This window comes from Leisingera sp. ANG59, from assembly GCF_013317235.1.
In the GTDB taxonomy this organism is placed as follows: domain Bacteria; phylum Pseudomonadota; class Alphaproteobacteria; order Rhodobacterales; family Rhodobacteraceae; genus Leisingera.
Map to the genome: position 1 here is coordinate 94,371 of NZ_WLCM01000011.1, position 25,022 is coordinate 119,392.

Annotated in this window: 26 protein-coding genes; 10 read left to right on the top strand and 16 right to left on the bottom strand. The window is 63.4% G+C overall.

The window, feature by feature from the left end; translation table 11 throughout:
* Window positions 1-164: 164 nt before the first annotated feature.
* The 3 genes from GKC28_RS12270 to ihfB are packed head-to-tail and all read right to left on the bottom strand — an operon-like array spanning window position 165 to window position 1,499.
* Complete coding sequence (locus tag GKC28_RS12270) at window positions 165-818, bottom strand: phosphoribosylanthranilate isomerase (RefSeq protein ID WP_174147200.1); 654 nt, start codon at window positions 816-818, stop codon at window positions 165-167.
* A gap of 7 nt (window positions 819-825) precedes the next feature.
* Window positions 826-1,176: a lipopolysaccharide assembly protein LapA domain-containing protein gene (locus tag GKC28_RS12275; protein ID WP_174147201.1), complete on the bottom strand. Its 351-nt coding sequence runs from the start codon at window positions 1,174-1,176 to the stop codon at window positions 826-828.
* On the bottom strand, window positions 1,176-1,499 hold the full coding sequence (gene ihfB / locus GKC28_RS12280) for an integration host factor subunit beta (RefSeq protein WP_368041117.1): 324 nt from the start codon (window positions 1,497-1,499) through the stop codon (window positions 1,176-1,178). Before ihfB ends, GKC28_RS12275 begins: the two co-directional genes overlap by 1 nt.
* A gap of 493 nt (window positions 1,500-1,992) precedes the next feature.
* On the opposite strand from ihfB, the gene GKC28_RS12285 reads away from it, so the two are divergent.
* The 3 genes from GKC28_RS12285 to GKC28_RS12295 all read left to right on the top strand — a co-directional run bounded on the left by GKC28_RS12285 (window position 1,993) and on the right by GKC28_RS12295 (window position 4,556).
* Window positions 1,993-3,354: an ammonium transporter gene (locus tag GKC28_RS12285; protein ID WP_254604214.1), complete on the top strand. Its 1,362-nt coding sequence runs from the start codon at window positions 1,993-1,995 to the stop codon at window positions 3,352-3,354.
* A 118-nt stretch (window positions 3,355-3,472) separates the two neighbouring features.
* Complete coding sequence (locus GKC28_RS12290; RefSeq protein WP_174147203.1) at window positions 3,473-3,670, top strand: hypothetical protein; 198 nt, start codon at window positions 3,473-3,475, stop codon at window positions 3,668-3,670.
* Between the two features lie 229 nt (window positions 3,671-3,899).
* Window positions 3,900-4,556: a metal-binding protein ZinT gene (locus tag GKC28_RS12295; RefSeq protein WP_174147204.1), complete on the top strand. Its 657-nt coding sequence runs from the start codon at window positions 3,900-3,902 to the stop codon at window positions 4,554-4,556.
* A 33-nt stretch (window positions 4,557-4,589) separates the two neighbouring features.
* On the opposite strand, the gene GKC28_RS26385 is transcribed toward GKC28_RS12295, so the two are convergent.
* A complete protein-coding gene (locus GKC28_RS26385) occupies window positions 4,590-4,808 on the bottom strand; it encodes a GDCCVxC domain-containing (seleno)protein (RefSeq protein ID WP_254604215.1) in 219 nt (72 codons plus the stop codon).
* A gap of 4 nt (window positions 4,809-4,812) precedes the next feature.
* Window positions 4,813-5,136, bottom strand: coding sequence for a hypothetical protein (locus GKC28_RS12300; protein WP_174147205.1), 324 nt, complete (start codon window positions 5,134-5,136; stop codon window positions 4,813-4,815).
* A gap of 86 nt (window positions 5,137-5,222) precedes the next feature.
* Between GKC28_RS12300 and GKC28_RS12305 the strand changes: the two genes are divergently transcribed.
* Window positions 5,223-5,612 (top strand): MerR family transcriptional regulator, encoded by a 390-nt coding sequence (locus GKC28_RS12305; RefSeq protein ID WP_174147206.1) that lies wholly within the window; start codon window positions 5,223-5,225, stop codon window positions 5,610-5,612.
* 87 nt (window positions 5,613-5,699) lie between these two features.
* On the opposite strand, the gene rpsA is transcribed toward GKC28_RS12305, so the two are convergent.
* The 3 genes from rpsA to GKC28_RS12320 form a co-directional block, all read right to left on the bottom strand.
* Window positions 5,700-7,379, bottom strand: coding sequence for a 30S ribosomal protein S1 (gene rpsA, locus GKC28_RS12310; protein WP_065269590.1), 1,680 nt, complete (start codon window positions 7,377-7,379; stop codon window positions 5,700-5,702).
* Window positions 7,380-7,678: 299 nt separating this feature from the next.
* The gene (locus tag GKC28_RS12315; RefSeq protein WP_174147207.1) at window positions 7,679-8,167 is read right to left on the bottom strand and encodes a hypothetical protein; all 489 of its coding nucleotides are present in this window, start codon (window positions 8,165-8,167) and stop codon (window positions 7,679-7,681) included.
* Between the two features lie 208 nt (window positions 8,168-8,375).
* A complete protein-coding gene (locus GKC28_RS12320; RefSeq protein WP_174147208.1) occupies window positions 8,376-9,017 on the bottom strand; it encodes an NAD(P)H-dependent oxidoreductase in 642 nt (213 codons plus the stop codon).
* Between the two features lie 124 nt (window positions 9,018-9,141).
* On the opposite strand from GKC28_RS12320, the gene GKC28_RS12325 reads away from it, so the two are divergent.
* Complete coding sequence (locus tag GKC28_RS12325; RefSeq protein ID WP_174147209.1) at window positions 9,142-9,519, top strand: helix-turn-helix domain-containing protein; 378 nt, start codon at window positions 9,142-9,144, stop codon at window positions 9,517-9,519.
* 18 nt (window positions 9,520-9,537) lie between these two features.
* Here GKC28_RS12325 and GKC28_RS12330 read toward each other — a convergent pair whose 3' ends face one another.
* Together GKC28_RS12330 and GKC28_RS12335 are read right to left on the bottom strand one after the other, a co-directional pair.
* Entirely contained in the window at window positions 9,538-9,807 is a 270-nt protein-coding gene (locus GKC28_RS12330) for a DUF6525 family protein (RefSeq protein ID WP_174147210.1), read from the bottom strand.
* Entirely contained in the window at window positions 9,800-11,002 is a 1,203-nt protein-coding gene (locus GKC28_RS12335) for a GTP-binding protein (RefSeq protein WP_174147211.1), read from the bottom strand. The genes GKC28_RS12330 and GKC28_RS12335 overlap by 8 nt, the downstream gene beginning before the upstream one ends.
* A 327-nt stretch (window positions 11,003-11,329) precedes the next feature.
* On the opposite strand from GKC28_RS12335, the gene GKC28_RS12340 reads away from it, so the two are divergent.
* A complete protein-coding gene (locus GKC28_RS12340) occupies window positions 11,330-12,169 on the top strand; it encodes a sulfatase-like hydrolase/transferase (RefSeq protein ID WP_254604216.1) in 840 nt (279 codons plus the stop codon).
* A 53-nt stretch (window positions 12,170-12,222) separates the two neighbouring features.
* Window positions 12,223-12,615 (top strand): hypothetical protein, encoded by a 393-nt coding sequence (locus GKC28_RS12345; RefSeq protein ID WP_174147212.1) that lies wholly within the window; start codon window positions 12,223-12,225, stop codon window positions 12,613-12,615.
* 18 nt (window positions 12,616-12,633) lie between these two features.
* On the opposite strand, the gene GKC28_RS12350 is transcribed toward GKC28_RS12345, so the two are convergent.
* Window positions 12,634-15,831 (bottom strand): reductive dehalogenase domain-containing protein, encoded by a 3,198-nt coding sequence (locus tag GKC28_RS12350; protein WP_174147213.1) that lies wholly within the window; start codon window positions 15,829-15,831, stop codon window positions 12,634-12,636.
* Window positions 15,832-15,847: 16 nt separating this feature from the next.
* Complete coding sequence (locus GKC28_RS12355) at window positions 15,848-16,300, bottom strand: MarR family winged helix-turn-helix transcriptional regulator (RefSeq protein WP_174147214.1); 453 nt, start codon at window positions 16,298-16,300, stop codon at window positions 15,848-15,850.
* A gap of 174 nt (window positions 16,301-16,474) precedes the next feature.
* Here GKC28_RS12355 and GKC28_RS12360 point away from each other — a divergent pair, with 174 nt between their 5' ends.
* Window positions 16,475-18,763 carry an arginine/lysine/ornithine decarboxylase gene (locus GKC28_RS12360; RefSeq protein WP_174147215.1) on the top strand — a complete coding sequence of 763 codons (2,289 nt, stop codon included), beginning with the start codon at window positions 16,475-16,477 and terminating at the stop codon, window positions 18,761-18,763.
* A 72-nt stretch (window positions 18,764-18,835) separates the two neighbouring features.
* Here GKC28_RS12360 and GKC28_RS12365 read toward each other — a convergent pair whose 3' ends face one another.
* The gene (locus GKC28_RS12365; protein WP_174147216.1) at window positions 18,836-21,220 is read right to left on the bottom strand and encodes a transketolase; all 2,385 of its coding nucleotides are present in this window, start codon (window positions 21,218-21,220) and stop codon (window positions 18,836-18,838) included.
* Window positions 21,221-21,347: 127 nt separating this feature from the next.
* On the opposite strand from GKC28_RS12365, the gene GKC28_RS12370 reads away from it, so the two are divergent.
* Complete coding sequence (locus GKC28_RS12370) at window positions 21,348-21,812, top strand: Lrp/AsnC family transcriptional regulator (protein ID WP_174147217.1); 465 nt, start codon at window positions 21,348-21,350, stop codon at window positions 21,810-21,812.
* Between the two features lie 20 nt (window positions 21,813-21,832).
* Here GKC28_RS12370 and GKC28_RS12375 read toward each other — a convergent pair whose 3' ends face one another.
* Complete coding sequence (locus tag GKC28_RS12375) at window positions 21,833-23,035, bottom strand: methionine gamma-lyase (protein WP_174147218.1); 1,203 nt, start codon at window positions 23,033-23,035, stop codon at window positions 21,833-21,835.
* 115 nt (window positions 23,036-23,150) lie between these two features.
* Between GKC28_RS12375 and GKC28_RS12380 the strand changes: the two genes are divergently transcribed.
* Window positions 23,151-23,609, top strand: a complete 459-nt coding sequence (locus GKC28_RS12380; protein ID WP_174147219.1) for an Lrp/AsnC family transcriptional regulator — start codon at window positions 23,151-23,153, stop codon at window positions 23,607-23,609.
* A 21-nt stretch (window positions 23,610-23,630) separates the two neighbouring features.
* On the opposite strand, the gene GKC28_RS12385 is transcribed toward GKC28_RS12380, so the two are convergent.
* Window positions 23,631-24,113, bottom strand: a complete 483-nt coding sequence (locus tag GKC28_RS12385) for a prepilin peptidase (protein ID WP_174147220.1) — start codon at window positions 24,111-24,113, stop codon at window positions 23,631-23,633.
* Window positions 24,110-24,682 carry a helix-turn-helix transcriptional regulator gene (locus GKC28_RS12390; RefSeq protein WP_174147221.1) on the bottom strand — a complete coding sequence of 191 codons (573 nt, stop codon included), beginning with the start codon at window positions 24,680-24,682 and terminating at the stop codon, window positions 24,110-24,112. Before GKC28_RS12390 ends, GKC28_RS12385 begins: the two co-directional genes overlap by 4 nt.
* Window positions 24,683-25,022 lie beyond the last annotated feature (340 nt).

Sequence of the window (25,022 nt, forward strand, 5' to 3'; positions counted from 1 at the left end):
GAGTGCGCAGGGTGCGCAACACCCCGGCCGGTGCGCCTTGGAGCAGCAGCTGCGCAGTGAGCATTTATGCAAAGAAGAAGAAACAGGATGCCGCTTCTTCTTTGTCCAAATACTCGACTCCCGCACTGTGCAAGCCAGGCTGAAGGGGGCGGCGGTGCGAGCCGTCAGCCGCGGGCGCCGTGGGCGGCCTTCGTGAAGGCGTCGACCAGGCCCGCATCCTTTTCGCCCGGCGCGCTTTCGACGCCGGAAGACACATCAACCTGGCGCGCTCCGGTCATGCGGATGGCTTCGGCCACGTTTTCAGGCGTCAGCCCGCCGGCCAGCATCCAGGGTTTCTGCCAGTACTTCCGCCCGGCCAGCAGCCGCCAGTCGAAGGCGAGGCCGTTGCCGCCGGGCAGTTCTGCCTCCTTGGGCGGCTTGGCATCGATCAAGAGCTGGTCGGCCACCTGTTCATAAAGCGCGATCTGGGGAATGTCGGCGGCATCGGCAATGCCCACCGCCTTCATCACCGGCAGGCCGTAGCGGGCGCGCACCTCGGCCACCCGCTCCGGGCTTTCCTTGCCATGGAGCTGCAGCATGTCGAGCGGCACCGCGCCGGTGATGGCGTCCAGATCATCGTTGGAGGCATTCACCGTCAGCGCCACCTTGCACAGCCCGATGGGCGCCTCGACCGCCAGCGCGGCGGCCTGGGCGATAGAAACGTTGCGCGGCGATTTCGGGAAGAACACAAAACCCGCATAGGCCGCCCCGGCCGCGGCCACGGCTGCCACATCCTGCGGGGTGCTGAGCCCGCAGATCTTGACCCGGATGTCACTCATGGCTGGCTCAGTTCGCGTCTTCGAGAAGCGCCAGGACCTCGTCCTTGCCTTCGTTTTTCCGCTTCTTGAGCCGGGTCACTTCGCGGTTCAGCTTACGCGCCTCGCGGGCCTTCTGGGCCGCCTCGCTGCGGTGCTTGTGCTCGCGGATCCATTCCCACAGGAAGCCGATCACCAGCCCGGCGCCAACGCCGCCCAGCACCACCACGAACAGCGGCAGCGCGATGCTGTAGTTGAAGCCGGCCAGTTCAGCAAAGGCCGCCGGCATCAGTTTCAGCTCAACCACCGTGCTGTTGGCCAGACAGACGGACACCAGCACGATGGCCAGCATCCCAAGAACCGCGTAGCGAATGTAACGCATCAGGCTTTCCCGTTCAGGCGGTCCCTCAAGAGTTTACCCGTCTTGAAGAACGGCACATGTTTCTCTTCGACTTCGACCGTCTCGCCGGTGCGAGGGTTGCGGCCGGTGCGCGCGTCCCGTTTCTTGACCGAAAAGGCACCGAAGCCGCGCAGCTCAACCCGGTCGCCGCGGGCCATGGCGTCGGTCACTTCCTCGAACACCGTGTTCACGATCCTCTCTACATCCCGCTGATACAGGTGCGGGTTTTCGTCTGCAATCTTCTGAATCAACTCAGAGCGGATCATATTCGCTTTCCTCCCAGGGTGCCGGTGTGTTTTGGCTATTATTCTGAGAGTATAGGAAAATTTCGAGCGCGGGGGAACAAAATGCCGCAGGTTTGACGGGCAAATCGGCGGCTCTTCACCACCTTTTCAGGCCGCAAAGCCCCAATCCCGGGCAGCAAAGCGCCGCCGCAGCGCGGCATCGGCTCTGCAGAGTGCGCCGCAGTCCGGTTTGATTCGGGGGGCCGAAAGCCGGTTCCGGGGATGCCCCGAAACCGGCACTTTCCCTGCTTAGCAGCGCGGGATGCGGCATCTGCCGCCCCCACATGCCGCATATGAAACTATATTTCCGCAAGGGAAAATTTTTTATTGTAAAGCGCCCGGCATCGCCCATGCTTTCCTGACCAGGCGCGTCAGAACAACTGACCGGATCTGGCCCCTATCGATCCGGCGCACCCGCCTATTGGCGGCAACAGGCGCCGGCCTGTCAAAGCCGGTGGCAAACAACCGGCAGGACGGCAAACCAACTTGGAGAGAACTGGAAATGCCATTGGACATGAGCACGATACATGTGCAGCAAGTCACCCTGAACTCCCTGGTGCAGAACATTCTTTACGCATCGGGCATCGTCGGCGCCATCCTGGTCGTTGTCGGCCTGCTGCTGATCGACGCGGGCACCGCGCGGCGCAGGAACCTGTTCAACTCGACCATCGAGAAGACGCTGGGGTTCTTCCTCGGCTTTGCCACCTACTACGTCATCGGATTCGGCCTGTGGGCCGGGCAGTATTACATCATGGAAGGCGCGACCATGATGGATTCCATCAGGGACTGGTGGCTGGGCGGCGCCATGACAAACGCTCTGGCGCATCACACCGACCCGGCGACCTTTCCGGGGCTGAACACCTTCCAGATCTTTGTCTTCTTCCTGGCGGTGTTTGCCGGCATCATCAACATCCTGCTGCATTTCGCGGTGTCGGAGCGCATGAAGGCCTCAGCCTATTTCATCACCTGCATCGTGGCCGCGGTGGTGTCCTCGGCGCTCAGCTGGGCAACCTGGGGCTCGGTCGGGCCGCTGACCAATGCCGGTTTCCACGACTTCTTCGGCGTCGGTTTCGTCTATCTGTTCCCGGCCGGCATGGCGCTGGTGTTCACCCCCAAGCTGGGCGCCCGCCCCGGCATGATGGAACCGCACCCGCGGATCTCGGCCTATCTGGCTCCCAGCATCGGCCTCTGCGCGCCGGGCCTGCTGCTGATCTTCGCCGGCCTGCCGATGGTGATCCTGTCCTGCCTGTTCTTCTTTGACCCCGAAGCGCTTGCGGTCAGCATCACCATGGCTGACACCAGTGTCGGCGTTGCAATCAACAACTACGCCCTGGTCTGGGCAGGCGGCGCGGTGACCGGTCTGGTGATCGCCTATGCCACCGGTAAATACGCCTATACCCTGCTGGGGCCGCTGGCAGGCTACGTCGCGGGCGCCTCCGGCTTTGATGTCTACCTGCCCTGGCAGGCCTTCATCGTCGGCCTGGTGGCACCTTTTGCGGCCTTCGCGGTTTACGAGTTCACCCTGAAACGCGGTGTTGACGAGCACAAGCTGTTCCCGCTGTTCCTGGGCTCCGGCACCCTCGGTCTGGTGCTGCTGGGCCTGTTCAAGGCAGGCACCCCGCGCGGCGGCTACTTTGGCGTCGAGGAAGGCGCGTATGCCTTCCAGCACGGCGAGATCTCGCTGGTGATGCAGCTCGTAGGCACCGCCGCCTGTATCGGCACCGGTGTTGTCACCGCACTGATCCTGTCGTTCCTGCTGGAGCGCACCGTGGGGCTGAAGGTGTCCGAGGAGGACCAGATCGACGGGCTGGACGGCAAGAACTGGGATCTGGAGCCGGATGTTGTCACCCATGCGGACAGTGCCCAGCGCGCCTGATCCCGCCTAACGCACTCTGAAGAGGCCCCAGCAGACGCCGGGGCCTTTTTTCGTGCCCGCAGGCCTGAAGACCCGAGAATCGGCTATAGTCGGTGTCATCAACAGAGAGGAGACGACCATGCTGTACCCGCTTGCTTCGCTTGAGGCCGACAAACTGGACGCGATCAAGAGCCTGGAAAAGGACATCGGCAGCCCGGTGGTGGCGCTGGCAGGCGTAGAGGCAAACACCGCCGCCCTGCCGGAGGAGCAGCTGAAGAAGCTGCAGGAACTGGAACAGGAACTGGGTGTTGTTCTGGTGGCAGTTCGGCCGAACTAGGCAGGGCGACCGTTACAGTCTGCGCGGTATCCGGGCAGGCCATCCTGACAGGGGAGAACGCCCGTCCGGCGCCACAGGCAGCAGCCGGGCGCAGGCGGATATCGCCCGGCCAGGCCGCCGCCGTGCATGTCCCCCCGCCAACTTCGGACCAGCCGCCCTTGCAGGGACCGGGCAAAACCTTTAGCCAGCGTTAGTTATGTTATCACATATCTATCAACGAGAGAATCCAATGACCAAGACCAAACTGATCTCCCTCCCTGCTCTTGCGGCCGGAGCGCTGCTGCTTTCGGCGGCGCTGCCTGCGGCTGCCGCCAGCACGCACAATCACAGTCACGAGCAGACCGAGGCGGCAAAGCGCATCTACAAGGGGTACTTCGAGGACTGCGAGATCCAGCCGCGCCCCTTGTCCGACTGGGAAGGCGACTGGCAGTCGGTGTTCCCCTACCTGGAGAACGGCACACTGGACCCCGTGCTGGAAGACCGCGCCGCCCATGGCAGCAAAACCGTTGAGCAATACCGCGCCTATTACACAACGGGCTATGGCACCGAAACGGACAGCATCCGCATCGACGGGCAGACGGTAAGCTTCACCACGGATGCAAGCACCGTCAGCGGAACCTACGTTTCCGACGGCCACGAGATCCTGACCTACGACAAGGGCAACCGCGGCGTGCGCTATATCTTCAGGAAGGAAAGCGGCGACGCGGCGGCCCCCGGTTACATCCAGTTCAGCGACCACCGCATCGCGCCCGAAAAGGTCAGCCATTACCATCTGTACTGGGGCGATGAACGCACCGAGGTTCTGAAAGAGCTGACCAACTGGCCGACTTACTACCCCGCCTCGATGAGCGGCGAAGACATCGTGCACGAAATGCTGGCGCACTGATTCCACAGGGCTGATCCGGGCCAGCGTCCGCGGTCAGCCACAGCAGCCGCCGACCCGTTGCACCGGCGGGCACGGGACGGTGGCGTAAGAGCAGAACACGCAGCAATCGCCGGGCTGCGGCTTCAGAACGATGCCGCAGGATCTGCATTCATAGAACCACTGGCAGGTCTCCGTTGGCATGGTCTCCGTCTCTCTATGGCCGCACTCCGGGCAGGTCAGGATGGTTTGCAATTCTATCGGCTGGTCAGTCATCGGCTCACATCTGCATAATAAGATAATCGTTTATCCGGCTCTCGTTCAGCGCGATCAGCCAGGCCACGGCGGTCAGCGCGGCACTGCCGGCAAGCCACCACCTGAAACGGGCCAGCGCCCCCCGCCTGAGCGACAGCCAACCGGCGACCAGCAGCAGCGCTGTTGACAGGAACAGCACGTGATAGCTGGCGGCAGCGATCAGGCCAAATACCGCAAGTCCGCTGCCGCCGATCCCCAGAAGCATCAGCATCATGGGCAAAACACAGCAGGCCGCCGCCAGCAGCGCCGACGCGGATCCAAGGTAACTCAGTCTCAGGTATTTCTGCATCTGCCGCCTTTCAGCGCGGGTTTGCCGCAAGGTCCGGCCGCAGGTATACCTCCTGTAGCGACTACAGGATCAAGCAGGAAAAACAGATGATCCCCATCGGAGAAGCCTCCCGCCGGAGCGGCGTCGGGATCGAGACCATCCGCTATTATGAGCGCGAGGGCATCGTGCCCAAGCCTGCGCGGGCGTCGAACAACCGGCGGCTGTACTCCGCCGGCGACGTCGGGCGGCTGCGGCTTCTGAAGAAGTGCCGCGCGCTGGGATTCCCGCTGGCGGATGCAAAGGCGCTGCTGGACCTGTCGGAGGAAGGCAGCACCGATTGCCAATCGGTCAAGGCGCTGGCAGAGCAGCACATCGCCAATGTGCGCAGCAAAATCGCCGAGCTGGAACGCCTGGACGCAGCCTTGCATGAGCTGAGCGGGAACTGTGACAGCGGCAATGTTTCCTGCCCGATGCTGACCCGGCTGCAAGACGGCTGAGGCGGAGGCGCGGGCTGGCTGCCCGGACAAAAAAAGCCCCGCAGTTTCCTGCGGGGCTTAGTTTTGTCAGCCGTGAGGCCGGGGAGCTTAGTCGCCCGACTTCAGTGCGGCGCCCAGGATGTCGCCCAGCGATGCGCCGGAGTCCGAGGAGCCATACTGCTCGACTGCTTCTTTTTCTTCCGCGATCTCGCGCGCCTTGATGGACAGGCCCAGGCGGCGGGTCTTGGAGTCGACGTTGGTGACGCGCACGTCGACCTTGTCGCCAACCGAGAAACGCTCGGGGCGCTGGTCGGCACGGTCGCGGGACAGGTCGGAGCGGCGGATGAAGGACTTCATACCTTCGTATTCCACTTCGATGCCGCCGTCTTCGATTGCGGTCACTTCCACGGTCACGATCGAGCCGCGCTTCACGCCGCCCACGGCTTCAGCGAACTTGTCGCCGCCCAGGGCTTTGATCGACAGCGAGATACGCTCTTTCTCAACGTCCACTTCGGAGACAACGGCCGAAACCATGTCGCCTTTGCGGTAGTTCTGGATCGCGTCTTCGCCGCGCTCGTCCCAGGACAGGTCGGACAGGTGAACCATGCCGTCGATGTCGCCGTCGAGGCCGATGAACAGACCGAATTCGGTGATGTTCTTGACTTCGCCTTCGACCTGGGTGCCTTCCGGGTGGGTCTCAGCAAAGACTTCCCACGGGTTGCGCATGGTCTGCTTGAGGCCCAGTGACACGCGGCGCTTGGCACCGTCGATTTCCAGAACCATGACGTCGACTTCCTGGGAAGTGGAGACGATTTTGCCCGGGTGGACGTTTTTCTTGGTCCAGGACATCTCGGAGACGTGAACCAGGCCTTCGACGCCCGGCTCCAGCTCAACAAATGCACCGTAATCGGTGATGTTGGTGACGCGGCCCTTGTGCACGGAGGACAGCGGGTACTTGGCGCCAACCAGATCCCACGGATCTTCCTGCAGCTGCTTCATGCCGAGAGAGATGCGGTGGGTCTCTTTGTTGATCTTGATGACCTGAACCTTGACGGTTTCGCCGATCGACAGGATCTCGGAGGGGTGGTTCACACGGCGCCATGCCATGTCGGTGACGTGCAGCAGGCCGTCAACGCCGCCAAGGTCAACAAACGCACCGTATTCGGTGATGTTCTTGACGACACCGTCGACTGCCTGGCCTTCGGACAGGTTGCCGATGACTTCGGCGCGCTGCTCGGCGCGGGACTCTTCGAGGATCGCGCGGCGGGAGACGACGATGTTGCCGCGGCGGCGGTCCATCTTCAGGATCTGGAACGGCTGCTTCAGACCCATCAGCGGGCCGGCGTCGCGCACGGGGCGCACGTCAACCTGCGAGCCGGGCAGGAAGGCAACAGCCCCGCCCAGGTCGACGGTGAAGCCGCCTTTGACGCGGCCGAAGATCGCGCCTTCGACGCGCTGATCGTCTGCGTAGGCTTTTTCCAAGCGGTCCCAGGCTTCTTCGCGGCGGGCCATCTCGCGGGAGATGACAGCTTCGCCACGGGCGTTTTCAGCGGCGCGCAGGAAGACTTCCACTTCGTCGCCGACTGCGATTTCAGCCGCTTCGCCGGGGTTTGCGAATTCTTTCAGATCAACGCGGCCTTCCATTTTGTAGCCGACGTCGATGATGGCCTGGCCGGCTTCGATCGCCAGCACTTTGCCTTTGACAACCGAACCTTCGTCCGGGGTGTCCATTTCGAAGCTTTCGTTCAGGAGGGCTTCGAATTCCTCCATCGATGCGTTTTGAGCCATGAGGTCTCAGGTTTCCTTTACTAAGTGTTTCTGGCCATGCGGTTGTCTCCGCCGGTCTTGGTTAAGCCAGTCCAGATCGTGGCCCGGCGCATATCTGATCAAACAAACACAAAGGGCCGAGGTGTTCCCCAGCCCTGCTCAGATATGCCGCCCGGACGTTCGCCGCCCATGTTCTGACAGCGCGCGATATAGGCGGATTCCCGGATGCGCGCAAGGGAAAAGCCCTGCGGGGCAAGGGGCAAAGGGATTTGCAGCGGTCGGCGGAGCAATCTGCGGCGCTGCAACTTGCCCTATCCAAGTCAGCGTGCCTTGCGGCTGTACTCCTCCGCCAGCAGGACGACACCCACAAGCACATAGTCAACCGACACCCCCTCGCCCAGCAGCGGCAGATAGATTTCAGCGGTGCTGCGGTATTCCGGCAGCGGGCCGATATAGGGCAGCGCGGCCAGCAATGGCCGGGAGCTGGAGGCGACTTCGTGGAAACAGCTCCATATCATCGATCCGGGTCCAAAACCGGGATGCTCGGATAGCCGGGTGCCAACATACTTGCGGCTCAGCGTGTTGATGATCTTGTTGCGGATATACAGCGCCTTGAAGTCGGCAGGTTCACCGGTTTGCGTCCGCTCAATTTCAAAGACGGACAAGATGTTCGGTGCCGGGCGGGCATTTGGAAGTTCGAATTGGGTGAGCCGCGGCAATTTCCCGTCTTCGGAAGCGTTCCGCCAGTGGAAGAAAACCTGCTTCAGCTCCGGCTGCAATTCGCCTGCAGAGAAATCGGACGTAAACACTCTTTGGCTGTCCCCGGCACAAACACATCACACTGCGGCACTTTGGAAGCGGCAGGAGCCGTGCCCAAAAAAGTAACACACAGCTGTTAATGTAGCCTGAAATCAGCGCATTAAAGGGTTCAGTTCAAATTGATTGCCCGTTTAGTCCTGCAAGGGGCTGCAGGCAGGCGGCCGCAAATGCCGCCTGCTGCCATCATGCGGGAAAACCTCAGGCGATCTCAGTCACGATGGTTTCACGGGACTTGCGGATCTTTTTCATCGGCAGCAGCCAGTCGCCGTCCTCCTGGCGGTAGCCAAGCGGCAGCAGGAGGACCGAGCGCAGGCCCTTCTCGCGAAGCTCTAGGATTTCGTCGATTTTCTCCGGCGTGAAACCTTCCATCGGGGTGCTGTCCACCTCCAGCTCCGCCGCGGCGGCCAGGGCAAAGCCCAGTGCGATATAGGCCTGGCGGGCGGCGTGGTCGTGGTTGGTGCGCTCCTCGCGCGGCAGGTAGCTGGCCTTGAGATTATCGTAATACTGCTTCAGCATCGGGATCTCGCCGCGCTCCTCAGTCATCTGGCGGGTCACCGCGTCGATGCGGTCTTCGGAGTAGTTGTCCCAGGCGGCAAAGACGATGAGATGCGAGCCGTCGGTGATCTGGGCCTGGTCCCAGGCGTGCGGGCGGATCTGCGCGCGGATTTTCGGGCTGGTGATCACGAAGACCTCAAACGGCTGGGTGCCGGAGGAGGTCGGCGCCATGCGGATTGCCTCGATAATCTGGTCGACCTTTTCCTGCGGGACCGCCCTGGAGGGGTCCATTTTCTTGGTGGCGTAGCGCCAGTTCAGCTTCTCGATCAGGGAGCTCTTGCTCATGTGCCCGGTCCTTTCGCGGCATTGTGTGATGGGTGGTATAAATTTGTAACCGGCTATATAAGAGGTACCAAAAAGGGCACAAGAAGGCACATTTCTGAGCCCCGGTTACACGGAAGGAACCACCATGGCAGAGGCGCAATGCCCGGAATGCGGGCGCATCAATGAGGTGCTGTCGCGGGTCGGCGACCGCTGGAGCGTGCTGATCGTGATCTCATTGGCGCAATACGGCGTGCTGCGGTTCAATGAGCTGAAGCGGCATCTGGGGATTTCCCAGCGGATGCTGAGCCTTACCCTGCGCGAGCTGGAGCGCGACGGGCTGGTGAGCCGCACCTATCACCCGAGAATCCCGCCCAAGGTGGAATACGCGCTGACGCCGCTGGGGGAATCGTTCCGCGAACCGGTCAAGGCGCTGGGGCTGTGGGCGCTGGAGCATCTGCCGGTGATTGATGCGGCGCGGGCGGAATATGATGCCGCCGCGGAGGCGGAGAAGAAGACCGCCTGATACGGCGGGCCGCGGCGGCTAGTCCCGGAACGCCCAGACGCGCGCGTCCCGTTTCAGCATCGCCTGTTCAGCGGCATCCAGCCGGGCGGCCGCGGCAGCGGGGTCGCGGCTGCCGCCCGCCCTGGTCCAGATCCTGAGCGCCGAGGCCGGGCTCCAGGGCAGGCAGGCGGAGGCCAGCCACTGCCGCAGCCCCGGCGGCAGCGCGTCATAGGCCTGCATCGGGTCCCCTGCCCTGCGCCGCCGTTTCAGGCGGGAGTTCAGGTTGCGGCGCGCCCGACGGTCAGCCATTGCGGCGCCAGCTCGGGAAGGGGTCCTCCAGGGAGGCCCAGGCCGGATCGAATCCATTTGCCGTTTCCGGCATCAGGCAGGCATCAAGGCGGGCGGTGGTGGCTTCCTTGTCGAGACCTGCACCGATGAAGACCAGTTCCTGGCGCCGGTCGCCCCAGGTCTCGTCCCAGTTCTGCAGGAATTCGCGCCGGGCCTCGGGGTGCGTGGGCCAGCGTTCCGTTGGCACCGCCGCCCACCACAGGCCCAGCGGGCGGACCGAGGAGATGGCGCCGGCCAGCGAGAATTCAGCGGCCCATTCCGGGCGGGTGGCCAGCCAGAAATGGCCCTTGGCGCGGATCACGCCGGGCAGGTCGCCATTCAGCAACGCGTGGATTTTGGCAGGGTCAAAGGGGCGTTTGGCCCGATAGACGAAGGAGGAAATACCGTATTCCTCGGTTTCCGGCACGTGGTGCTCGAAGCCGTAGAGCTCCTTGGCCCAGAGCGGATGTTCGTGCGCACGGTCGAAATCGAAGCGGCCGGTGTCGAAGATGCGGTCTCCGTCAACTTCGGAAAAGTCGGTCTGTATCACCTCGGCATCCGGGTTCAGCGCCTTGATCACCAGCATCGCTGCTTCGGTCTGGGCCGGGCCGGCCTCAGTCACCTTGTTCAGAATGATAACGTTGGAAAATTCGATCTGATCGGTCAGCAGATTGACCAGGGTGCGGTCGTCCTCCTCACCCAGGCTTTCGCCGCGGTCGCTGAGGAAATCATGGCTGGAGAAATCCCGTAGCAGGTTCACGGCATCGACCACGGTCACCATGGTGTCGAGGCGGGCAACGTCCGAAAGGCTCTGTCCTTCGGCATCGCGGAAATCGAAGGTCGCGGCCACCGGCAGCGGCTCGGCAATGCCGGTGCTTTCGATCAGCAGGTAATCGAACCGCCCTTCACCGGCGAGGCGGCGCACCTCCTGCAGCAGGTCGTCGCGCAGGGTGCAGCAGATGCAGCCGTTGGTCATCTCCACCAGCTTCTCGTCCTGCCGCGACAGCTCCGTTCCGCCGCGCACCAGGCCGGCGTCGATGTTCACTTCGCTCATATCGTTGACGATCACCGCAACCCGGCGGCCCGCGCGGTTGTTCAGGACGTGGTTCAAAAGAGTCGTCTTGCCCACCCCTAGGAAGCCCGAGAGCACGGTTACCGGCAGCCTGCTGTCTGTCATGTGCGAATCCCTTTATGTTATATCATAACATTACCTGAAGCGGAGATAGCAGCCGTTTCCGCAGCCTGCAACCCTGCAAACAGCAGTAAGCAAAAGCGTAAAGGGGCGCCCCGCCTCCCTATGTCTCGGCGGCGGAACTGGCCGGTGATGTGGGTAACGGGCCCAGCACCTATACCGACTATGATTTAGCCATCACCGAAGCGGCAGAAGCCTGGCTGGCGATCCCAAGCGGCAGCAGCAGCCCTGGGCGGCCTTTGTTTTCCTGGTCGGCCCGCATTCCCCCTCATCTGCCCCGAGGAATGGTACAACCTGTACGACCCGGCAGAGATGGCCCTGCCGGTGGGCTATGGCGAAGGACTGCCGGACCATGAGGAGCTGCGCAACATCGCGGGTTTCTTCAACTGCGATGCTTACTTCGACGAACAGAAGATGCGCGCGGCCAAGGCCCCCTATTACGGGCTGACGTCCTTCATGGACCATTGCGCGGGCCGGGTGATCCGGGCGCTGGAGGCCAGCGGACAGCTGGAGAACACGGTGGTCCTCTATGTGTCGGATCATGGCGACGTGATGGGGGACCAGGGATTCTGGACCAAGCAGGTGATGTATGAGCAATCCGCCGGGGTGCCGATGATCGCCGCCGGGCCGGGGATTCCGGCGGCGCAAAAGGTGGCGACCTGCACCAGCCAGACCGACATCGCCGCCACCACGCGCGAGGTTTGCGGCGTGGCGGAGGATGCGGGGCTGCCGGGTGTGTCGCTGCGCGCGATTGCCAATGCCCCCTCTGACGAGAGCCGCACCGGGTTCAGCGAATACCATGACGGCGGCTCCAGAACCGGCGCCTTCATGGTGCGCTGGGGGCGGTGGAAATATGTCCACTTCGCCGGAATGCCGCCGCAGCTGTTCGACCTGGAGGGTGATCCGCATGAGCAGGCGGACCGGGCAATGGACGGGGGGAAAGACTCGCAGATCAAAGCAGCCCTGGCGGAGGGGGAACGGCGTCGGCGGGCGATCTGCGATCCCGAAAAAGTGAACGCCCGCGCTTTTGCCGATCAGCGCCGCAGGATTGCGGAACTGGGCGGCGAGGAGGCCTGCCGCACGGCTTACGTGTTCAACCACACGCCGACGCCGGACGAGCAGGACAAGATGCGCGAGGGCTCTCCGTTGTAGCTCTTGCAGCCCGCCCTGCCCTTGCCTAGGGTCGCGGGCGGGAGGGCCGTGCCATGACACTGGAAGAGGCAATTGCAACCCAGCCGCTATGGGTGCAGGTCTGGGTCAACATCCTGTTTCTGGGCGCCTTTGTCCTGCCGCTGGCGCTGCTGATCTGGAAGCCCAGCCGGATCGCGGGGCTGGTGACGGTGGCAGCCAGCATCTTGGCGGGCGGCGGGGTCTACTGGATCTACGGGCAGCTTGGCTATGTGCGCCTGCTCGGGCTGCCGCATATCCTTTTCTGGACACCGCTGATTTTCTGGCTGCGGCACCAGCAGGCGCGCCCGGATATGCCAGTCTGGCCGCGGCGGATCATTCTGACGGTGTGCGCGGTAATCGTGGTCTCACTGGCATTCGATTACGCGGATGCGGTGCGCTACCTGCTCGGCGAACGGCAGCCGTTCTGAGCTGCTGCTGCCTGCCGCTTAGAGATCGATTTCCAGCACCCCGTCCGGTTCCAGCGCCCGGGACTGGCAAAGAATGATCGCGCCCTCGCGCTGTTTGTTCGAAAGCACGAAGTCGCGGTGCTCGGCGTTGCCGGAGATCAGCCCGCATTTGCAGACGCCGCAAATGCCGTCAGCGCATTTCACGTCCACATGGATGCCGCTGTCCGCCAGCGCATCTGTGGCGGTTTTCTCCGCCGGCACCAGGATCTCGCGTCCCGATTTTGCCAGCTTCAGGGTGAAGGGGTGGTTTTCGTATTCCGGCCGGTCGGGAACCGAGAAGTATTCCATATGGCGGGCTTCTTCGGGGAAGCCATTGGCTTCTGCCGCGTCCAGCACAGCCTGCATGTAGCTCTCCGGCCCGCAAGTGTAGACGTGGCTGCCTTTCTGGTAGTTCAGCACCTCTTTCAGGTCCGCACGGGAGCCTTGGTCCGAAAAATGCAGATGCACTTTTTCAACCCAAGGAACGTCATGAAGATCCTTGAGGAACCCTGCACTTGCCTTTTTCGAACAAGAGTAGCGGAATTCGAAATCCCGGCCCAAGGCATGCAGCCGGTGGGCCATGGCGATCATCGGCGTCACCCCGATGCCGCCGCCCATCAGGTAGGATTTGGCGGCATCCTCTGCCAGCGGGAAGTGGTTGATCGGCTTGGAGATGAACACCATCCGCCCCTCTTCGAACACCCGGTGCATCAGCCTGGACCCGCCACGGCCCTCGTCCTCGCGCAGGACGGCGATCTGGTATTTCGAGCGGTCCGCCGGGTCGCCGGACAGCGAGTACTGGCGGAAGAACTCCGGCGCGACGACCACGTCGATATGGGCACCCGCTGTTGCCGCGGGCAGCAGAGAACCGTCCGGCAGCGAGAACTCGTAAATGGTGACCGCATCGGTCATGTGCTCAACCTTTGACAAGCGCACCCGCATGACCGGCGCTGCTCCCTGATCGGCGGTATAGACATGTTCCGGCGGCAGGTCCGCCGCGCGGCGGCGCTTGTGCTCCGCTGCCGGGATCATTGCCTGATAGGCAGCGATCCCGGCCTCGCGGTCCATCGGCGCGGGCCAGGAGTAGGGCGGCGGCGCCAGCGGCGCGGGGTAGACGGCCAGGGTCTGATCCTCGAACTTCAGATCCAGGTTTTTGGACAGCTTGCGGGCGTTCACCGGATGCTGCGAGGGCGCATAGGGCCCCTCCTCCACCATCTCCAGATCCCACCACCATTTCTTGGCTAGGTTGACCTCACCGTTGCCCAGCGCGTCGTCGAGTTTTGCCAGCAGGGGCGCGCTGCCCGGCAGGTTCATCGCGGCCCAGCGGAACGGCGCCTCTGCGAACAGCCCCTCCAGATTCCAGGGACAGGTCTTCATGCAGCGCCCGCACATCGCGCCTCCAGGCACGTTGACCCGGTAAGTGGTGCATTTCTGGCTGTCGGACTTCCAGATCTCGTAGCCGTTGAACATCAGCTTCGGCCCGGCTGTGATGGCGCCGGAGGGGCATTCGCGGGCGCATTTGTTGCAGGCTTCGCAGAACCGCTGCAGGCCGAAGTCGACAGGCTTGTCATGGATCATCGGCAGATCAGTGGTGACGGCACCGGATTTCAGGCGGGGGCCGAGGAACGGGTTCAGGATCACCTCGCCGATGCGGGAAACCTCGCCGAGGCCCGAGAGCAGCAAAAGCGGCGGCTGCAGCACTTCGCCGTCCATCACCGAATGCACCCGCGCGGTATAGCCGAGGTTGCGGATCTGCTGCGCGATCACCCCGCCCAGGAGCGAGAACCGCAGATAGGCGCGCATTGACTGGGCGCAGGCGATCCAGTCGTCGCCGGAGGCGCCCTCCATCGTTTCATGGCCTTGGTCGATGATGATGCTGATGGCGTTTTCGTGGTAGGGCGCTAAGGGTTCGCCTGCCGCGTCGTGGGAGTAGTAGGCCCAGTCCGGGCAGCGTGAGATACCCACCGCGTCGCAGCCAAGGAAATAGGCCGCGGCCTTGATACTGGCAGCATTGCGGGCGGCATCGGCGGCGCTGGGGTCAACCTGCGGCGCAGCCTCGCCGTCCTGCAGCAGCACGAAGGCCGCAAGCGAAGAGCGAAAGGCAAAGGCAGAGGAGGACTTGCGGACATAGTTGCCGTTCTTCGCCGCCTCCTGCGGGCCTTTGCCAAGGTCGCCGAACAGCGCGCGCGCAAACATGTCGGCGCGTTTCGGGACCCGCGCGACGTTCACCTCGTCGATATAGGTGGTGGGGTCTGCCACCCGCTTCAGGGTTTCGAACGGATGCGGGCCGTCCATGAAGCGGCGCTTGGCGTAGGGGTCGCGGGTGGCAGCGCTCTTGGCGTGGGCGCCAAGGCCCAGCCGGTATTTGAGGCCCGGCGCTTGCCCCGGCACCAGCGGCAGATCGGCGGCCAGTTCCAGCGTGGTGGTTACCGCGGCGATGCCGAAACGGCTGCCGAGGAACGGGTTGGTAAGAACGCCGTTCTCATAGCTGGCAAGCCCCGCCTGCACCGCCAGCTTGCCCAAATGCACATCCGTCGCAGCCCCGGTGTGGGCGCGTGCCTCCCACCCCAGGAGGCGGATGTAGCTGGCCAGCGTCACCACGGTTTCCGCCGCCCGCAGGCAAGCACGCTGGTCCTGTGCATCCGACAGCCAATCGGTGCCGTCTTCAACGGCTTCAGGGTCGCGCGGGAACTCGTAGATGTAGACCAGCGCATGTGTGTGGTGGCGGCAGTCCGCTGGCGGGTCCTGCATCGCCTCGCGCAAGGAAGCCATCACCACGTCGATGCCGGAGGCAAAAGTCTTGGTCTGCTTGCTACGCAGGGTGTCCGCCAGCGCCGCCACATCCGGGTTCACCATCGGTGCGTCCAGCCAAGTGCCGGAGGGCACCGCGCAGGCACCGGCCAGAGAGGCGTCGCAGAAGTATCCGAAGGCCTTCAGGTGATCGGTGCGCTCCTGCGGGTCCGCAGGGATTTCGGCGCGTTCCTTTTTCACCAGCCCCTCGCGGGTGGCGTCCAGCATCGCTTGATACTCTCGCATTGCGTTGACGAGGGAGAGCGGCGCACCGGGGCGGCGGAAGCTGACCTGCGCCAGCGGCGGCAGTGCATCCAGTCCTTCCGGCTCGGCCTGCCGCGCCAGCGTCTCCATCGGGTACGGCCCCAGTTGCACGGGCCGGTTGCGGTAGGAAAACAGTTTGCCCATGGATGGCCCCTTTGAGTTACAGCTTGGCGACGATGCGCGGCTCGTCCTGCAGCAGTTTGACGGCAGAGTGGCGCAACGCGGACAGTTCTGCGCCGCTCAGTTTGGCCTCGAAATACGCCGCGTTCTCCTGCGCGATGGGCAGCACCGCCTGCAGCGCCGCCTGGCCCGCGGCGGTCAGCGCCACCCGGATTGAGCGCCCGTCGCCCTCTCCGCTGCGGCGGGTGATCAGCCCGCCTGCCTCCATCTGGCGCAAGGCGCGGGAGGTGGCGGTGCGGTCGATGCCGATGAAATCCGCGATCCCGGACGGGGTCGCCAGCCCCTCCGCGCCCGCCGCCAGCAGCACGCACCAGGTGACGCGGGTCAGCCCGTATTCGGCGATGCGCTGTTCGAAGCGGCGTTCGATCACACGCGCCAGCATGGTGATCTGATAACCAAGGGATTGGTGCAGGTGGAAGCGTGTCAGGGTCATGATAATTGACAATGTCAACTATTTGCCCGTCAAAAGCCAGCGAATTCTGCACATGCCCTCTTGGCGGCCTTTACGGATAGGCGTAACGCGAACTGCGCCCTGCCGCGGGCGTTGCATCATTGCGGGCAGCCTGTATCCTCAAAAACAGGGCTGGATACCCGCTAGGAGAACAGCATGAAATTCCGCTTTCCCATTGTCATCATTGACGAAGATTTCCGCTCCGAAAACTCCTCAGGCTCCGGCATCCGTGCCTTGGCACAGGCCATTGAGGATGAAGGGTTCGAGGTGCAGGGCGTGACCGGCTATGGCGACCTGTCGCAATACGCGCAGCAGCAGTCCCGCGCCAGCGCCTTTGTGCTGTCGATCGATGACGAGGAGTTCACCCCCGGCCCCGATCTGGACCCCGCGGTAGTCGCCCTGCGCACGTTTATCGAGGAAGTGCGCTGGAAGAACGCCGATGTGCCGATTTACATCTACGGCGAGACCAAGACCAGCCGCCACCTGCCCAATGACATCCTGCGCGAGCTGCATGGCTTCATCCACATGTTCGAGGACACGCCGGAATTCGTGGCCCGGCACATCATCCGCGAGGCGAAGGGCTATCTCGAGAGCATTCAGCCGCCATTCTTCAAGAAGCTCTTGGATTATGCCGAGGACGGCTCCTACTCTTGGCACTGTCCGGGGCATTCCGGCGGCGTTGCGTTTCTGAAAAGCCCCGTCGGGCAGATGTACCACCAGTTCTATGGCGAAAACATGCTGCGGGCGGATGTCTGCAACGCTGTGGAGGAACTGGGGCAGCTTTTGGACCACAATGGCGCCATCGGGGCCTCGGAACGCAATGCGGCGCGGATTTTCAACGCCGACCATTGTTTCTTTGTCACCAACGGCACCTCGACCTCCAACAAGATGGTCTGGCACCACACGGTGGCGCCGGGCGACGTGGTGGTGGTGGACCGCAACTGTCACAAGTCGATCCTGCATTCGATCATCATGACCGGCGCCATCCCGGTGTTCCTGAAACCGACCCGCAACCACTGGGGCATCATCGGCCCGATCCAGCATTCCGAGTTCGAGATCGACAGCATCAAGGCCAAGATCCGTGCCAACCCGCTCCTGAAGGACGTGGATGCCGATGCGGTGAAGCCACGGATCATGACGCTGACGCAGTCGACCTATGACGGGGTGCTGTACAACACCGAGGTGATCAAGGGCCTGCTGGACGGCTATGCCGAGAACCTGCATTTTGACGAGGCCTGGCTTCCGCATGCGGCCTTCCACCCGTTCTATGGCAGCTACCACGCGATGGGCCGCAAGCGGGCGCGCACCAAGCATTCGGTGACCTATGCCACCCAGTCGATCCACAAGCTGCTGGCGGGCATCAGCCAGGCCAGCCACGTCCTGGTACAGGACAGCGAGGAGACCAAGCTGGACCGGCATCTGTTCAACGAAGCCTATCTCATGCACACCTCCACCAGCCCGCAGTATTCGATCATTGCCAGCTGCGATGTGGCGGCGGCGATGATGGAGCCGCCAGGCGGCACCGCACTGGTCGAGGAAAGCATCATGGAGGCGCTGGATTTCCGCCGCGCCATGCGCAAGGTCGATGAAGAATACGGCGCAGACGACTGGTGGTTCCAGGTCTGGGGGCCAGAGGATCTGGCCGAAGAAGGCATCGGCAGCACCCGGGATTGGGTCCTGAAGAAGACCGATGCCGACGGTGTGGAAGCGGGCGGTGAGGACAGCTGGCACGGCTTCGGCGACATGGCGCCGGGCTTCAACATGCTGGACCCGATCAAGGCCACCATCATCACCCCTGGCCTCAATCTGGACGGCCGGTTTGAGGACTGGGGCATCCCGGCCTCAATCGTGACCAAATACCTGGCGGAGCACGGCGTGGTGGTGGAAAAGACCGGGCTCTATTCCTTCTTCATCATGTTCACCATCGGCATCACCAAGGGCCGCTGGAATTCGCTGCTGAGCGCGCTGCAGCAGTTCAAGGACGACTTTGCACGCAACTTGGCCGTGCCGCGCGCGATGCCGGAGTTCTGCGCCAGTCAGCCGCGGTACGAGCAGATGGGCCTGCGCGACCTGTGCGAGCATGTGCACGCGCTTTATGCCCGCAACAACGTGGCGCGACTGTCGACCGAGATGTACCTGAGCGACCTGACCCCGGCGATGAAGCCGAGCGATGCCTTCAGTCATATCGCCCGGCGCACCACCCAGCGGGTGCCGATCGACGAGCTGGAGGGGCGCATCACCACCAGCCTGGTGACCCCCTACCCGCCTGGCATTCCGCTGCTGATCCCCGGCGAGGTGTTCAACAAGAAGATCGTGGAATACCTGAAGTTCAACCGCGCCTTCGGGCGGGAATGCCCGGGGTTCGAGACCGACATTCATGGGCTGGTGCAGGAAACCGGTCCCGACGGGCTGACCCATTACTTCGCCGACTGCGTGGCGGAATAACGCAAGAGGCAGCCGCGTTTTGGCGCGGCTGCCTCTGCATTCAGTCCTGACCGCGATGGGCCTTCCGGGTCATCACCCGGCCGGCACAGCGTTACTGACCCGTTTGCCGGCGGTCAGCCCGTTCACCTTGGCCACGATTGCGGCAGCGTCCAGCCCGTGGTGGCGGTAGAGGTCGCCGATAGTACCGGTCTGGCCGAAATGCTCCACCCCCAAGGGCACGGTCTGGTGGCCCGCCACCCCGCCCAGCCAGGCGAGTGTCGCCGGGTGGCCGTCGATCACGGTGATGACCTTGCAATGGGGCGGCAGGCCACCCATCAATGTTTCGATATGGGATTGCGCGGCGGCGTTGCCGCGCGAACGTGCCCGCTGCGCAGCGGTCCAGCCCGCGTTCAGCCGGTCGGCGGAGGTCACAGCCAGCACGCCCACGTCGCGGCGGCTTTCGCCGATGATGCCCGCGGCCTTGATCGCCTCCGGCGCCACCGCGCCCTGGTAAGCGAACACCACATCGCAATTCGGCCCCGGCTTGCGCAGCCAGTAACCGCCGTCGATGGAGCCCTGGCGGAAATCCTCATCGGCGCGCTTGCCGGGCTGCTCCATCGGGCTGGTGGTCAGGCGCAGGTAGACCGAACCGCCGGTCTCGTCGCGCAGCCAGGTGCGCTCATCCGGGTCGCCCTCGCCGTCGCGCTGCAGATAGTCGAAGGCCCATTCCATGATCACCGCCAATTCGTCGGCGAAGGCAGGCTCAAACGCCGCCAGCCCGTCCTGCGACATGCCGATGAGCGGCGTGCCGATCGACTGATGGGCGCCACCTTCGGGTGCCAGGGTGACGCCGGAGGGGGTGCCCACAATCATGAAACGCGCGTCCTGGTAGCAGGCATAGTTCAGCGCATCGAGGCCACGGCAGACAAAGGGGTCGTAGACGGTGCCGATGGGGATCACTCGCTTGCCGAACAGCGAATGCGACAGTCCCGCAGCGCCCAAGAGCAGGAACAGGTTCATCTCCGCGATGCCCAATTCCAGATGCTGACCCTCGGGGGCAAAGTTCCACTTCGCGGTGGAGGGGATCCGGTGCTCGATGAAGGCATCCTTTTGCACCTCGCGGGCAAACAGCTTGCGCCGGTTGACCCAGGGGCCAAGCCCGGTGGTTCCGGTCACATCGGGCGAAGTAGTCAGAATCCGCGCTGCCAATTCGCTGTCGCTCTTGGACAGATCGTCGAGGATCTTACCAAAAGCCATCTGGGTGGAGATTTCGCGAGAGGTGTCGATGGCAATGTCCGGCACCGGCAGCGGCGCGTCGAAATGGCGGCGCTGGCCTTCTGCGAAGAACGGCACCTGACGCAGGAAATCCTGCAGCGCGGCGGGATTGGAAACGGTGGCGAAGGGTTCCCACTCCTCCCCTTCCGCAACGCCCATATGGGCCTGCCACTCCACCATCTGCGCCTTGGTCATCAGGCCGCCGTGGTTGTCCTTGTGACCGGCAATCGGGGTGCCCCAGCCCTTGACCGTAAAGGCCAGGAAGCAGACCGGGCGGTCGTGGTCGATGGAGGCGAAGACGTTTGCCATCGTTTCGACGCAATTGCCGCCGAGGTTTTCCATCAGCTGGGCAAGTTCATCATCGCTGCGCTTGGCGATCAGCGCGCTGACCTCGCCCTGGTCGCCCAGATCATCCATCAGGTGCTGCCGCCAGACTGCACCGCCCATATATGTGAGCGCGGAATACTGCTGGTTCGGGCAGGCGTCGATCCAGGCGCGCAGGGCTTCACCGCCCGGCTCCTCGAACGCGGCCCGCTGCAGGGCGCCGTATTTCACCCGCACCACGTCCCAGCCGAAGGCGCCGAAGATCTTCTCTATCCGCTCGAACAGCCCCTCCCGGACGATGCCGTCCAGCGACTGGCGGTTGTAGTCGATGATCCACCAGGTGTTGCGCAGATCGTTCTTCCAGCCTTCCTGCAGCACCTCGTAGATGTTGCCCTCGTCCAGTTCGGCGTCGCCTGCCAGCGCCACCATGCGGCCGGTGCGGGCATTCTTGCCCCAGTCCTTGGCGGTGATGTAATCCTGCACCAGCGAGGCCAGCGCAGTGATCCCGACGCCAAGGCCGACAGAGCCGGTGGAGAAATCCACATCATCCACGTCCTTGGTGCGGCTGGGATAGCTCTGCACCCCGCCGAAACCGCGGAAGTTCTCCATCTTCTCCAACGTCTGGTTGCCCATCAGGTACTGCATCGCGTGGAACACCGGTGAGGCATGCGGTTTCACCGCCACCCGGTCGCCTGGCTTCAGCGCAGAGAAATACAGCGCCGTCATGATCGACACCATCGACGCCGAAGACGCCTGGTGCCCCCCGATCTTGATCCCGTCCGCCTTGGGGCGGATGTGGTTCGCGTTGTGGATCATCCAATGCGAGAGCCACAACAGCCGCTGTTCGATGGTCTTGAGGTGCTGAAGGTTTGCAGTCATGTCATTCTCCGTTTGCGCGAGAATAAGCTGCCATCTGCAGCAAAGGGCGCTAAACTCTCTGCGAATTTGCGTTATCTGCGCCGAAATCCAGCGCAATAATTACGATCAATGAAGGATTCCACCTCAAATGAGCGATACCCTTGATGAAACCGACCGCCGCATCCTTGCCGCGCTTCAGGCCGACGGCCGCCTGTCGCATCAGGATTTGAGCGAGCGTGTCGGCCTGTCGCCCTCCCCTTGCGCCCGCCGCATCAGAAAGCTTGAGGCTGAGGGTTTCATCACCGGCTACAGCGCCCGCATCGACGAGGCCAAGCTGGGATTCACTTTCAGCGTCTTTGTCTCGGTGCGGCTGGACCAGCAGGTCGACGACAGGCTGGTCACTTTTGAAAGCCAGGTGAAGCTCTGCCCTGAGGTGGTGGACTGCTGGCTGATGACCGGTAACTTCGACTACCTGCTGCGGGTTGTGGTGCGGGACTTGCACGAATTCGAGCACTTCCTGACCGGCCGCCTGACCAAGATCCCCGGCGTGGCGTCGCTGGAATCCTCGATCCCGATCCGCCGGGTCAAGGATCAGGCCGCGCGCCTGTACTGACAGGGCGCGGCCCGGAGGCATCAGGCCGCTTCCGAGGCGTCCGCGCGCGGCAGCGCCTGCTCCAGGTCGGCGAGGATATCCTCCACCTCCTCCAGGCCCACTGACAGGCGGATCAGACCGTCGCTGATGCCGTGCTCGGCGCGCTCTTCCGGGGTGTAGGTCGAATGGGTCATCGAGGCCGGATGCTGGATCAGGGTTTCCGCATCGCCCAGCGACACCGCCCGCTGGATCATCTGCAACCCGTTCATGAAGGCGATGCCGCCCTGCAGGCCGCCCTCGACCTCAAAGGCGATCATGGCGCCGGGCTGGGCCATTTGGCGCTTTGCGACATCAGCCTGGGCAAAGCTCTCATGCCCCGGGAAGGATACGGATTTCACCGCCGGGTGGGCAGCCAGATAATCGGCCACAGTGACGGCAGAGGCGCAGTGGCGGTCCATCCGCAGTGCCAGGGTCTTGAGGCCGCGTAGGATCAGCATGGCGTTGAAGGGCGCCATCACCGCGCCGGTCATGTCCTTCATGCCGACCAGGCGGATTTCACCGATCTGCTCGGCGGTGCCCACGACCAGGCCCGCCACCACATCGCCGTGGCCGCCCAGGTATTTGGTGGCCGAATGCAGCACGATATCGGCGCCCAGCTCGATCGGGCGGGTCAGGTAGGGGGTGGCATAGGTGTTATCGACCACCACCTGCGCGCCTGCGGCATGCGCGATCTCCGCAGCCCCAGCGATATCCACCAGCCGCATGTTCGGGTTGGCCGGGGTCTCGAAATAGACCACGCGGGTCTTTTCCGAGACTGCCGCGCGCAGGTTCTCCATGTCGGTCATGTCAACGTGGGTGATGGTAACGCCCCATTTCGCCAGGCCGTGGCGCATGTAGGCGAAGGTGCAGCCGTAAAGCGTCTTGTCCACGATCACCTCGTCACCGGGGCTGAGCAGCGTCCACAGGACCGCGGTGATGGCGCCCATGCCGCTGCTGAGCGCAAGGCCGGCCTCGGCGCCTTCCAGGGTTGCGATGCGCTGCTCCAGCAGATCGCAGGTCGGGTTGGAGATCCGGCTGTAGATATGGCCCTGCCGCTCGCCCGCAAACATCTCGCCGCCTGCCTCTGCGGTCTCGAAGGTGAAGGTCGAGGTCAGGTGCAGCGGCGGTGTCAGCGCGCCTTCGTTCTCTTGCGGGTCATAGGCGTGGTGAATAGCACGGGTGGCAAAACCGCCGGAGGTTTTCATGGGATACTCCTGTCTGTTGTTACAGGCATCATCCGACTGCCTCACCGGCAATGGATTGCGAAGTATTGTCAGATGAGTATTGATATTGGCAGATTCTGCCAAGAAGGAGTGCAAAATGGACAGCAAGGACCGCCAGATCATCCGCGCCCTTCAGCGTGACGGGCGGGTGACCAACCAGGACCTGGCGGAGGCGGTGAACCTGTCCCCCTCCCCCTGCCTGCGGCGTGTGCGTAATCTGGAGGCGCAGGGCGTTATCCAGGGTTACAGCGCGGTGGTGGACGCAAAATCCTACGGGCTGCCGATCACCGTCTTTGTCCGCATCAAGCTGGAGCGGCACGGCGAGGCGGATGTGAAGAATTTCGAGCGCAAGATGCAGTTGATCGACGAGGTGCTGGAGTGCCACGTGCTGACCGGCGCGATGGATTACCAGTTGCGGGTTCTGGTGCCGGATCTGGAGGCCTATGAGGAGTTCATCCGCAAGCGGATCCACCCGGTTGGCGGCATTGCCTCCATCGACACCAGCTTTGTTTACGGGACGGTCAAGCGGACGGCGGTGTTTCCACCCGCCCGCTGAGATTTCAGCCGCCGTGCAGGATCACGCCCTGACAGCCAGCGAAACCAGCAGCAGCAGCAGCGCCAGGGAAATTGCCGCCCCCATCGGCATTCTCCCCGGCGTCTGAAGCGAGGCCCACTGCCGCCGGCCGGCGGCGGCCTCCGTCCGGCCCAGCAGCGTCAAGGCTATGGGCACGGTGAGCATTGCGGCGCTGAAGCACCATCCAAAAGCCGCCAGCGCGGAGGACGGCACAAACAGCATTGCCAGCGCCATCATCTTGACGTCGCCGCCTGCCAGCACCCGCGCGCAGAACAGCGCAAAGCACAGGGAAAAAACGATGCTTGCCGCCAACAGGCGCATAACGGTTTCCGCCGGCGGCAGCAGCGGCACGGTCAGCAGGAATACCGCTGCAAACCCCAGCATCAGCCGGTTGGGTATCCGCAGGTGCCGCAGATCCCCCACTGCGGCCAGGATCAGAACCGGCATGGCCGCAGCCAGCGGCAGGATATCTTCAATCCCCTTCATGCGGCCGACCCGCGCCGCGGCGTCCGCCCGGAGAAGCTGTCGACAGAGACCAGCTGGTAAACCAGCTCGCTCATGTTGCCGGTCTGCGTCTTGGCGTAGATGTTGCGCAGATGTGTGCGCAGCGTCGATTTCGAGATCCCAAGGTCTGCTTGCACCCGCTTGGCCGTCTGACCCTTGCTCAGAAGCACGCAAACGCGGTACTCGGCGCGGCTCAGCTGGGCCGGGTTGTCCATGCTCAGCAGATGCGCCTGCACCCCGGCGTCACGGGTCGCCCGCCGCTCCTTCAGGCAGGCCTCGGCGTACAGTCCAGGCGACCGGTTGGTCCAGGTCCGCACCAGGGTGCCGGAAATGATATTCAACAGCGCCTGCTGCACCGCCCCGGGCCGGGTTGGGAAATGAAGCTCCAGGAAATCGGCGTGCTGCTTGCCGGACGACAGCGGGATCACCGCCAGCTCCACCAGTTTGCGGGAATTGTGGAACCGATCCAGAACCGGGTCCGCCGCCTCATCGCTCATGGATTTGTACCAGATCGCCCCAGGTTTAGCCTTGTCCAGATAGCTGCCCAGCACGGAGCGGGCAAAGGAGCGCTCCAGTGGCGGTCCGTTTCCGCAGCCCGCAGCCCTGTCAAAGAAAACTGATCCGGACGCCCGGCCCTGGCCAGTTGATACCCTGCAAATTGCAGCAGCTTCCCCTTTAATGGCCGCCGCCAGTCCGCTCAACGCGTCCCTGAAAGGCGCACAGCCGTGCAAACACTCACACCAGCGCGCAATTGGCGCAATCATTCCGGCCTCAGCAGCCCGAATGGTGTGGGTGTCAAAAAGCGCATTGGTCCCCATAACGCGCGTCCCCCACAGCAATATTAACTTTTAACATAGCGCTTTTAGTAGCTTAGCAAGCGCCCGTACCAAT

What these genes read in the sequence shown, in the direction of transcription:
- GKC28_RS26385 (WP_254604215.1), bottom strand. Translation starts at nt 4,808, where the DNA reads ATGACTGACCAGCCGATAGAATTGCAAACCATCCTGACCTGCCCGGAG.
- GKC28_RS12365 (WP_174147216.1), bottom strand. Translation starts at nt 21,220, where the DNA reads ATGACTGCAAACCTTCAGCACCTCAAGACCATCGAACAGCGGCTGTTG.
- GKC28_RS12345 (WP_174147212.1), top strand. Translation starts at nt 12,223, where the DNA reads ATGACACTGGAAGAGGCAATTGCAACCCAGCCGCTATGGGTGCAGGTC.
- GKC28_RS12275 (WP_174147201.1), bottom strand. Translation starts at nt 1,176, where the DNA reads ATGCGTTACATTCGCTACGCGGTTCTTGGGATGCTGGCCATCGTGCTG.
- GKC28_RS12325 (WP_174147209.1), top strand. Translation starts at nt 9,142, where the DNA reads ATGGCAGAGGCGCAATGCCCGGAATGCGGGCGCATCAATGAGGTGCTG.
- GKC28_RS12355 (WP_174147214.1), bottom strand. Translation starts at nt 16,300, where the DNA reads ATGACCCTGACACGCTTCCACCTGCACCAATCCCTTGGTTATCAGATC.
- GKC28_RS12370 (WP_174147217.1), top strand. Translation starts at nt 21,348, where the DNA reads ATGAGCGATACCCTTGATGAAACCGACCGCCGCATCCTTGCCGCGCTT.
- GKC28_RS12305 (WP_174147206.1), top strand. Translation starts at nt 5,223, where the DNA reads ATGATCCCCATCGGAGAAGCCTCCCGCCGGAGCGGCGTCGGGATCGAG.
- GKC28_RS12270 (WP_174147200.1), bottom strand. Translation starts at nt 818, where the DNA reads ATGAGTGACATCCGGGTCAAGATCTGCGGGCTCAGCACCCCGCAGGAT.
- GKC28_RS12360 (WP_174147215.1), top strand. Translation starts at nt 16,475, where the DNA reads ATGAAATTCCGCTTTCCCATTGTCATCATTGACGAAGATTTCCGCTCC.
- GKC28_RS12350 (WP_174147213.1), bottom strand. Translation starts at nt 15,831, where the DNA reads ATGGGCAAACTGTTTTCCTACCGCAACCGGCCCGTGCAACTGGGGCCG.
- rpsA (WP_065269590.1), bottom strand. Translation starts at nt 7,379, where the DNA reads ATGGCTCAAAACGCATCGATGGAGGAATTCGAAGCCCTCCTGAACGAA.
- GKC28_RS12300 (WP_174147205.1), bottom strand. Translation starts at nt 5,136, where the DNA reads ATGCAGAAATACCTGAGACTGAGTTACCTTGGATCCGCGTCGGCGCTG.
- GKC28_RS12380 (WP_174147219.1), top strand. Translation starts at nt 23,151, where the DNA reads ATGGACAGCAAGGACCGCCAGATCATCCGCGCCCTTCAGCGTGACGGG.
- GKC28_RS12330 (WP_174147210.1), bottom strand. Translation starts at nt 9,807, where the DNA reads ATGGCTGACCGTCGGGCGCGCCGCAACCTGAACTCCCGCCTGAAACGG.
- GKC28_RS12375 (WP_174147218.1), bottom strand. Translation starts at nt 23,035, where the DNA reads ATGAAAACCTCCGGCGGTTTTGCCACCCGTGCTATTCACCACGCCTAT.
- GKC28_RS12285 (WP_254604214.1), top strand. Translation starts at nt 1,993, where the DNA reads ATGAGCACGATACATGTGCAGCAAGTCACCCTGAACTCCCTGGTGCAG.
- GKC28_RS12385 (WP_174147220.1), bottom strand. Translation starts at nt 24,113, where the DNA reads ATGAAGGGGATTGAAGATATCCTGCCGCTGGCTGCGGCCATGCCGGTT.
- GKC28_RS12340 (WP_254604216.1), top strand. Translation starts at nt 11,330, where the DNA reads ATGGCCCTGCCGGTGGGCTATGGCGAAGGACTGCCGGACCATGAGGAG.
- GKC28_RS12295 (WP_174147204.1), top strand. Translation starts at nt 3,900, where the DNA reads ATGACCAAGACCAAACTGATCTCCCTCCCTGCTCTTGCGGCCGGAGCG.
- GKC28_RS12335 (WP_174147211.1), bottom strand. Translation starts at nt 11,002, where the DNA reads ATGACAGACAGCAGGCTGCCGGTAACCGTGCTCTCGGGCTTCCTAGGG.
- GKC28_RS12320 (WP_174147208.1), bottom strand. Translation starts at nt 9,017, where the DNA reads ATGAGCAAGAGCTCCCTGATCGAGAAGCTGAACTGGCGCTACGCCACC.
- GKC28_RS12290 (WP_174147203.1), top strand. Translation starts at nt 3,473, where the DNA reads ATGCTGTACCCGCTTGCTTCGCTTGAGGCCGACAAACTGGACGCGATC.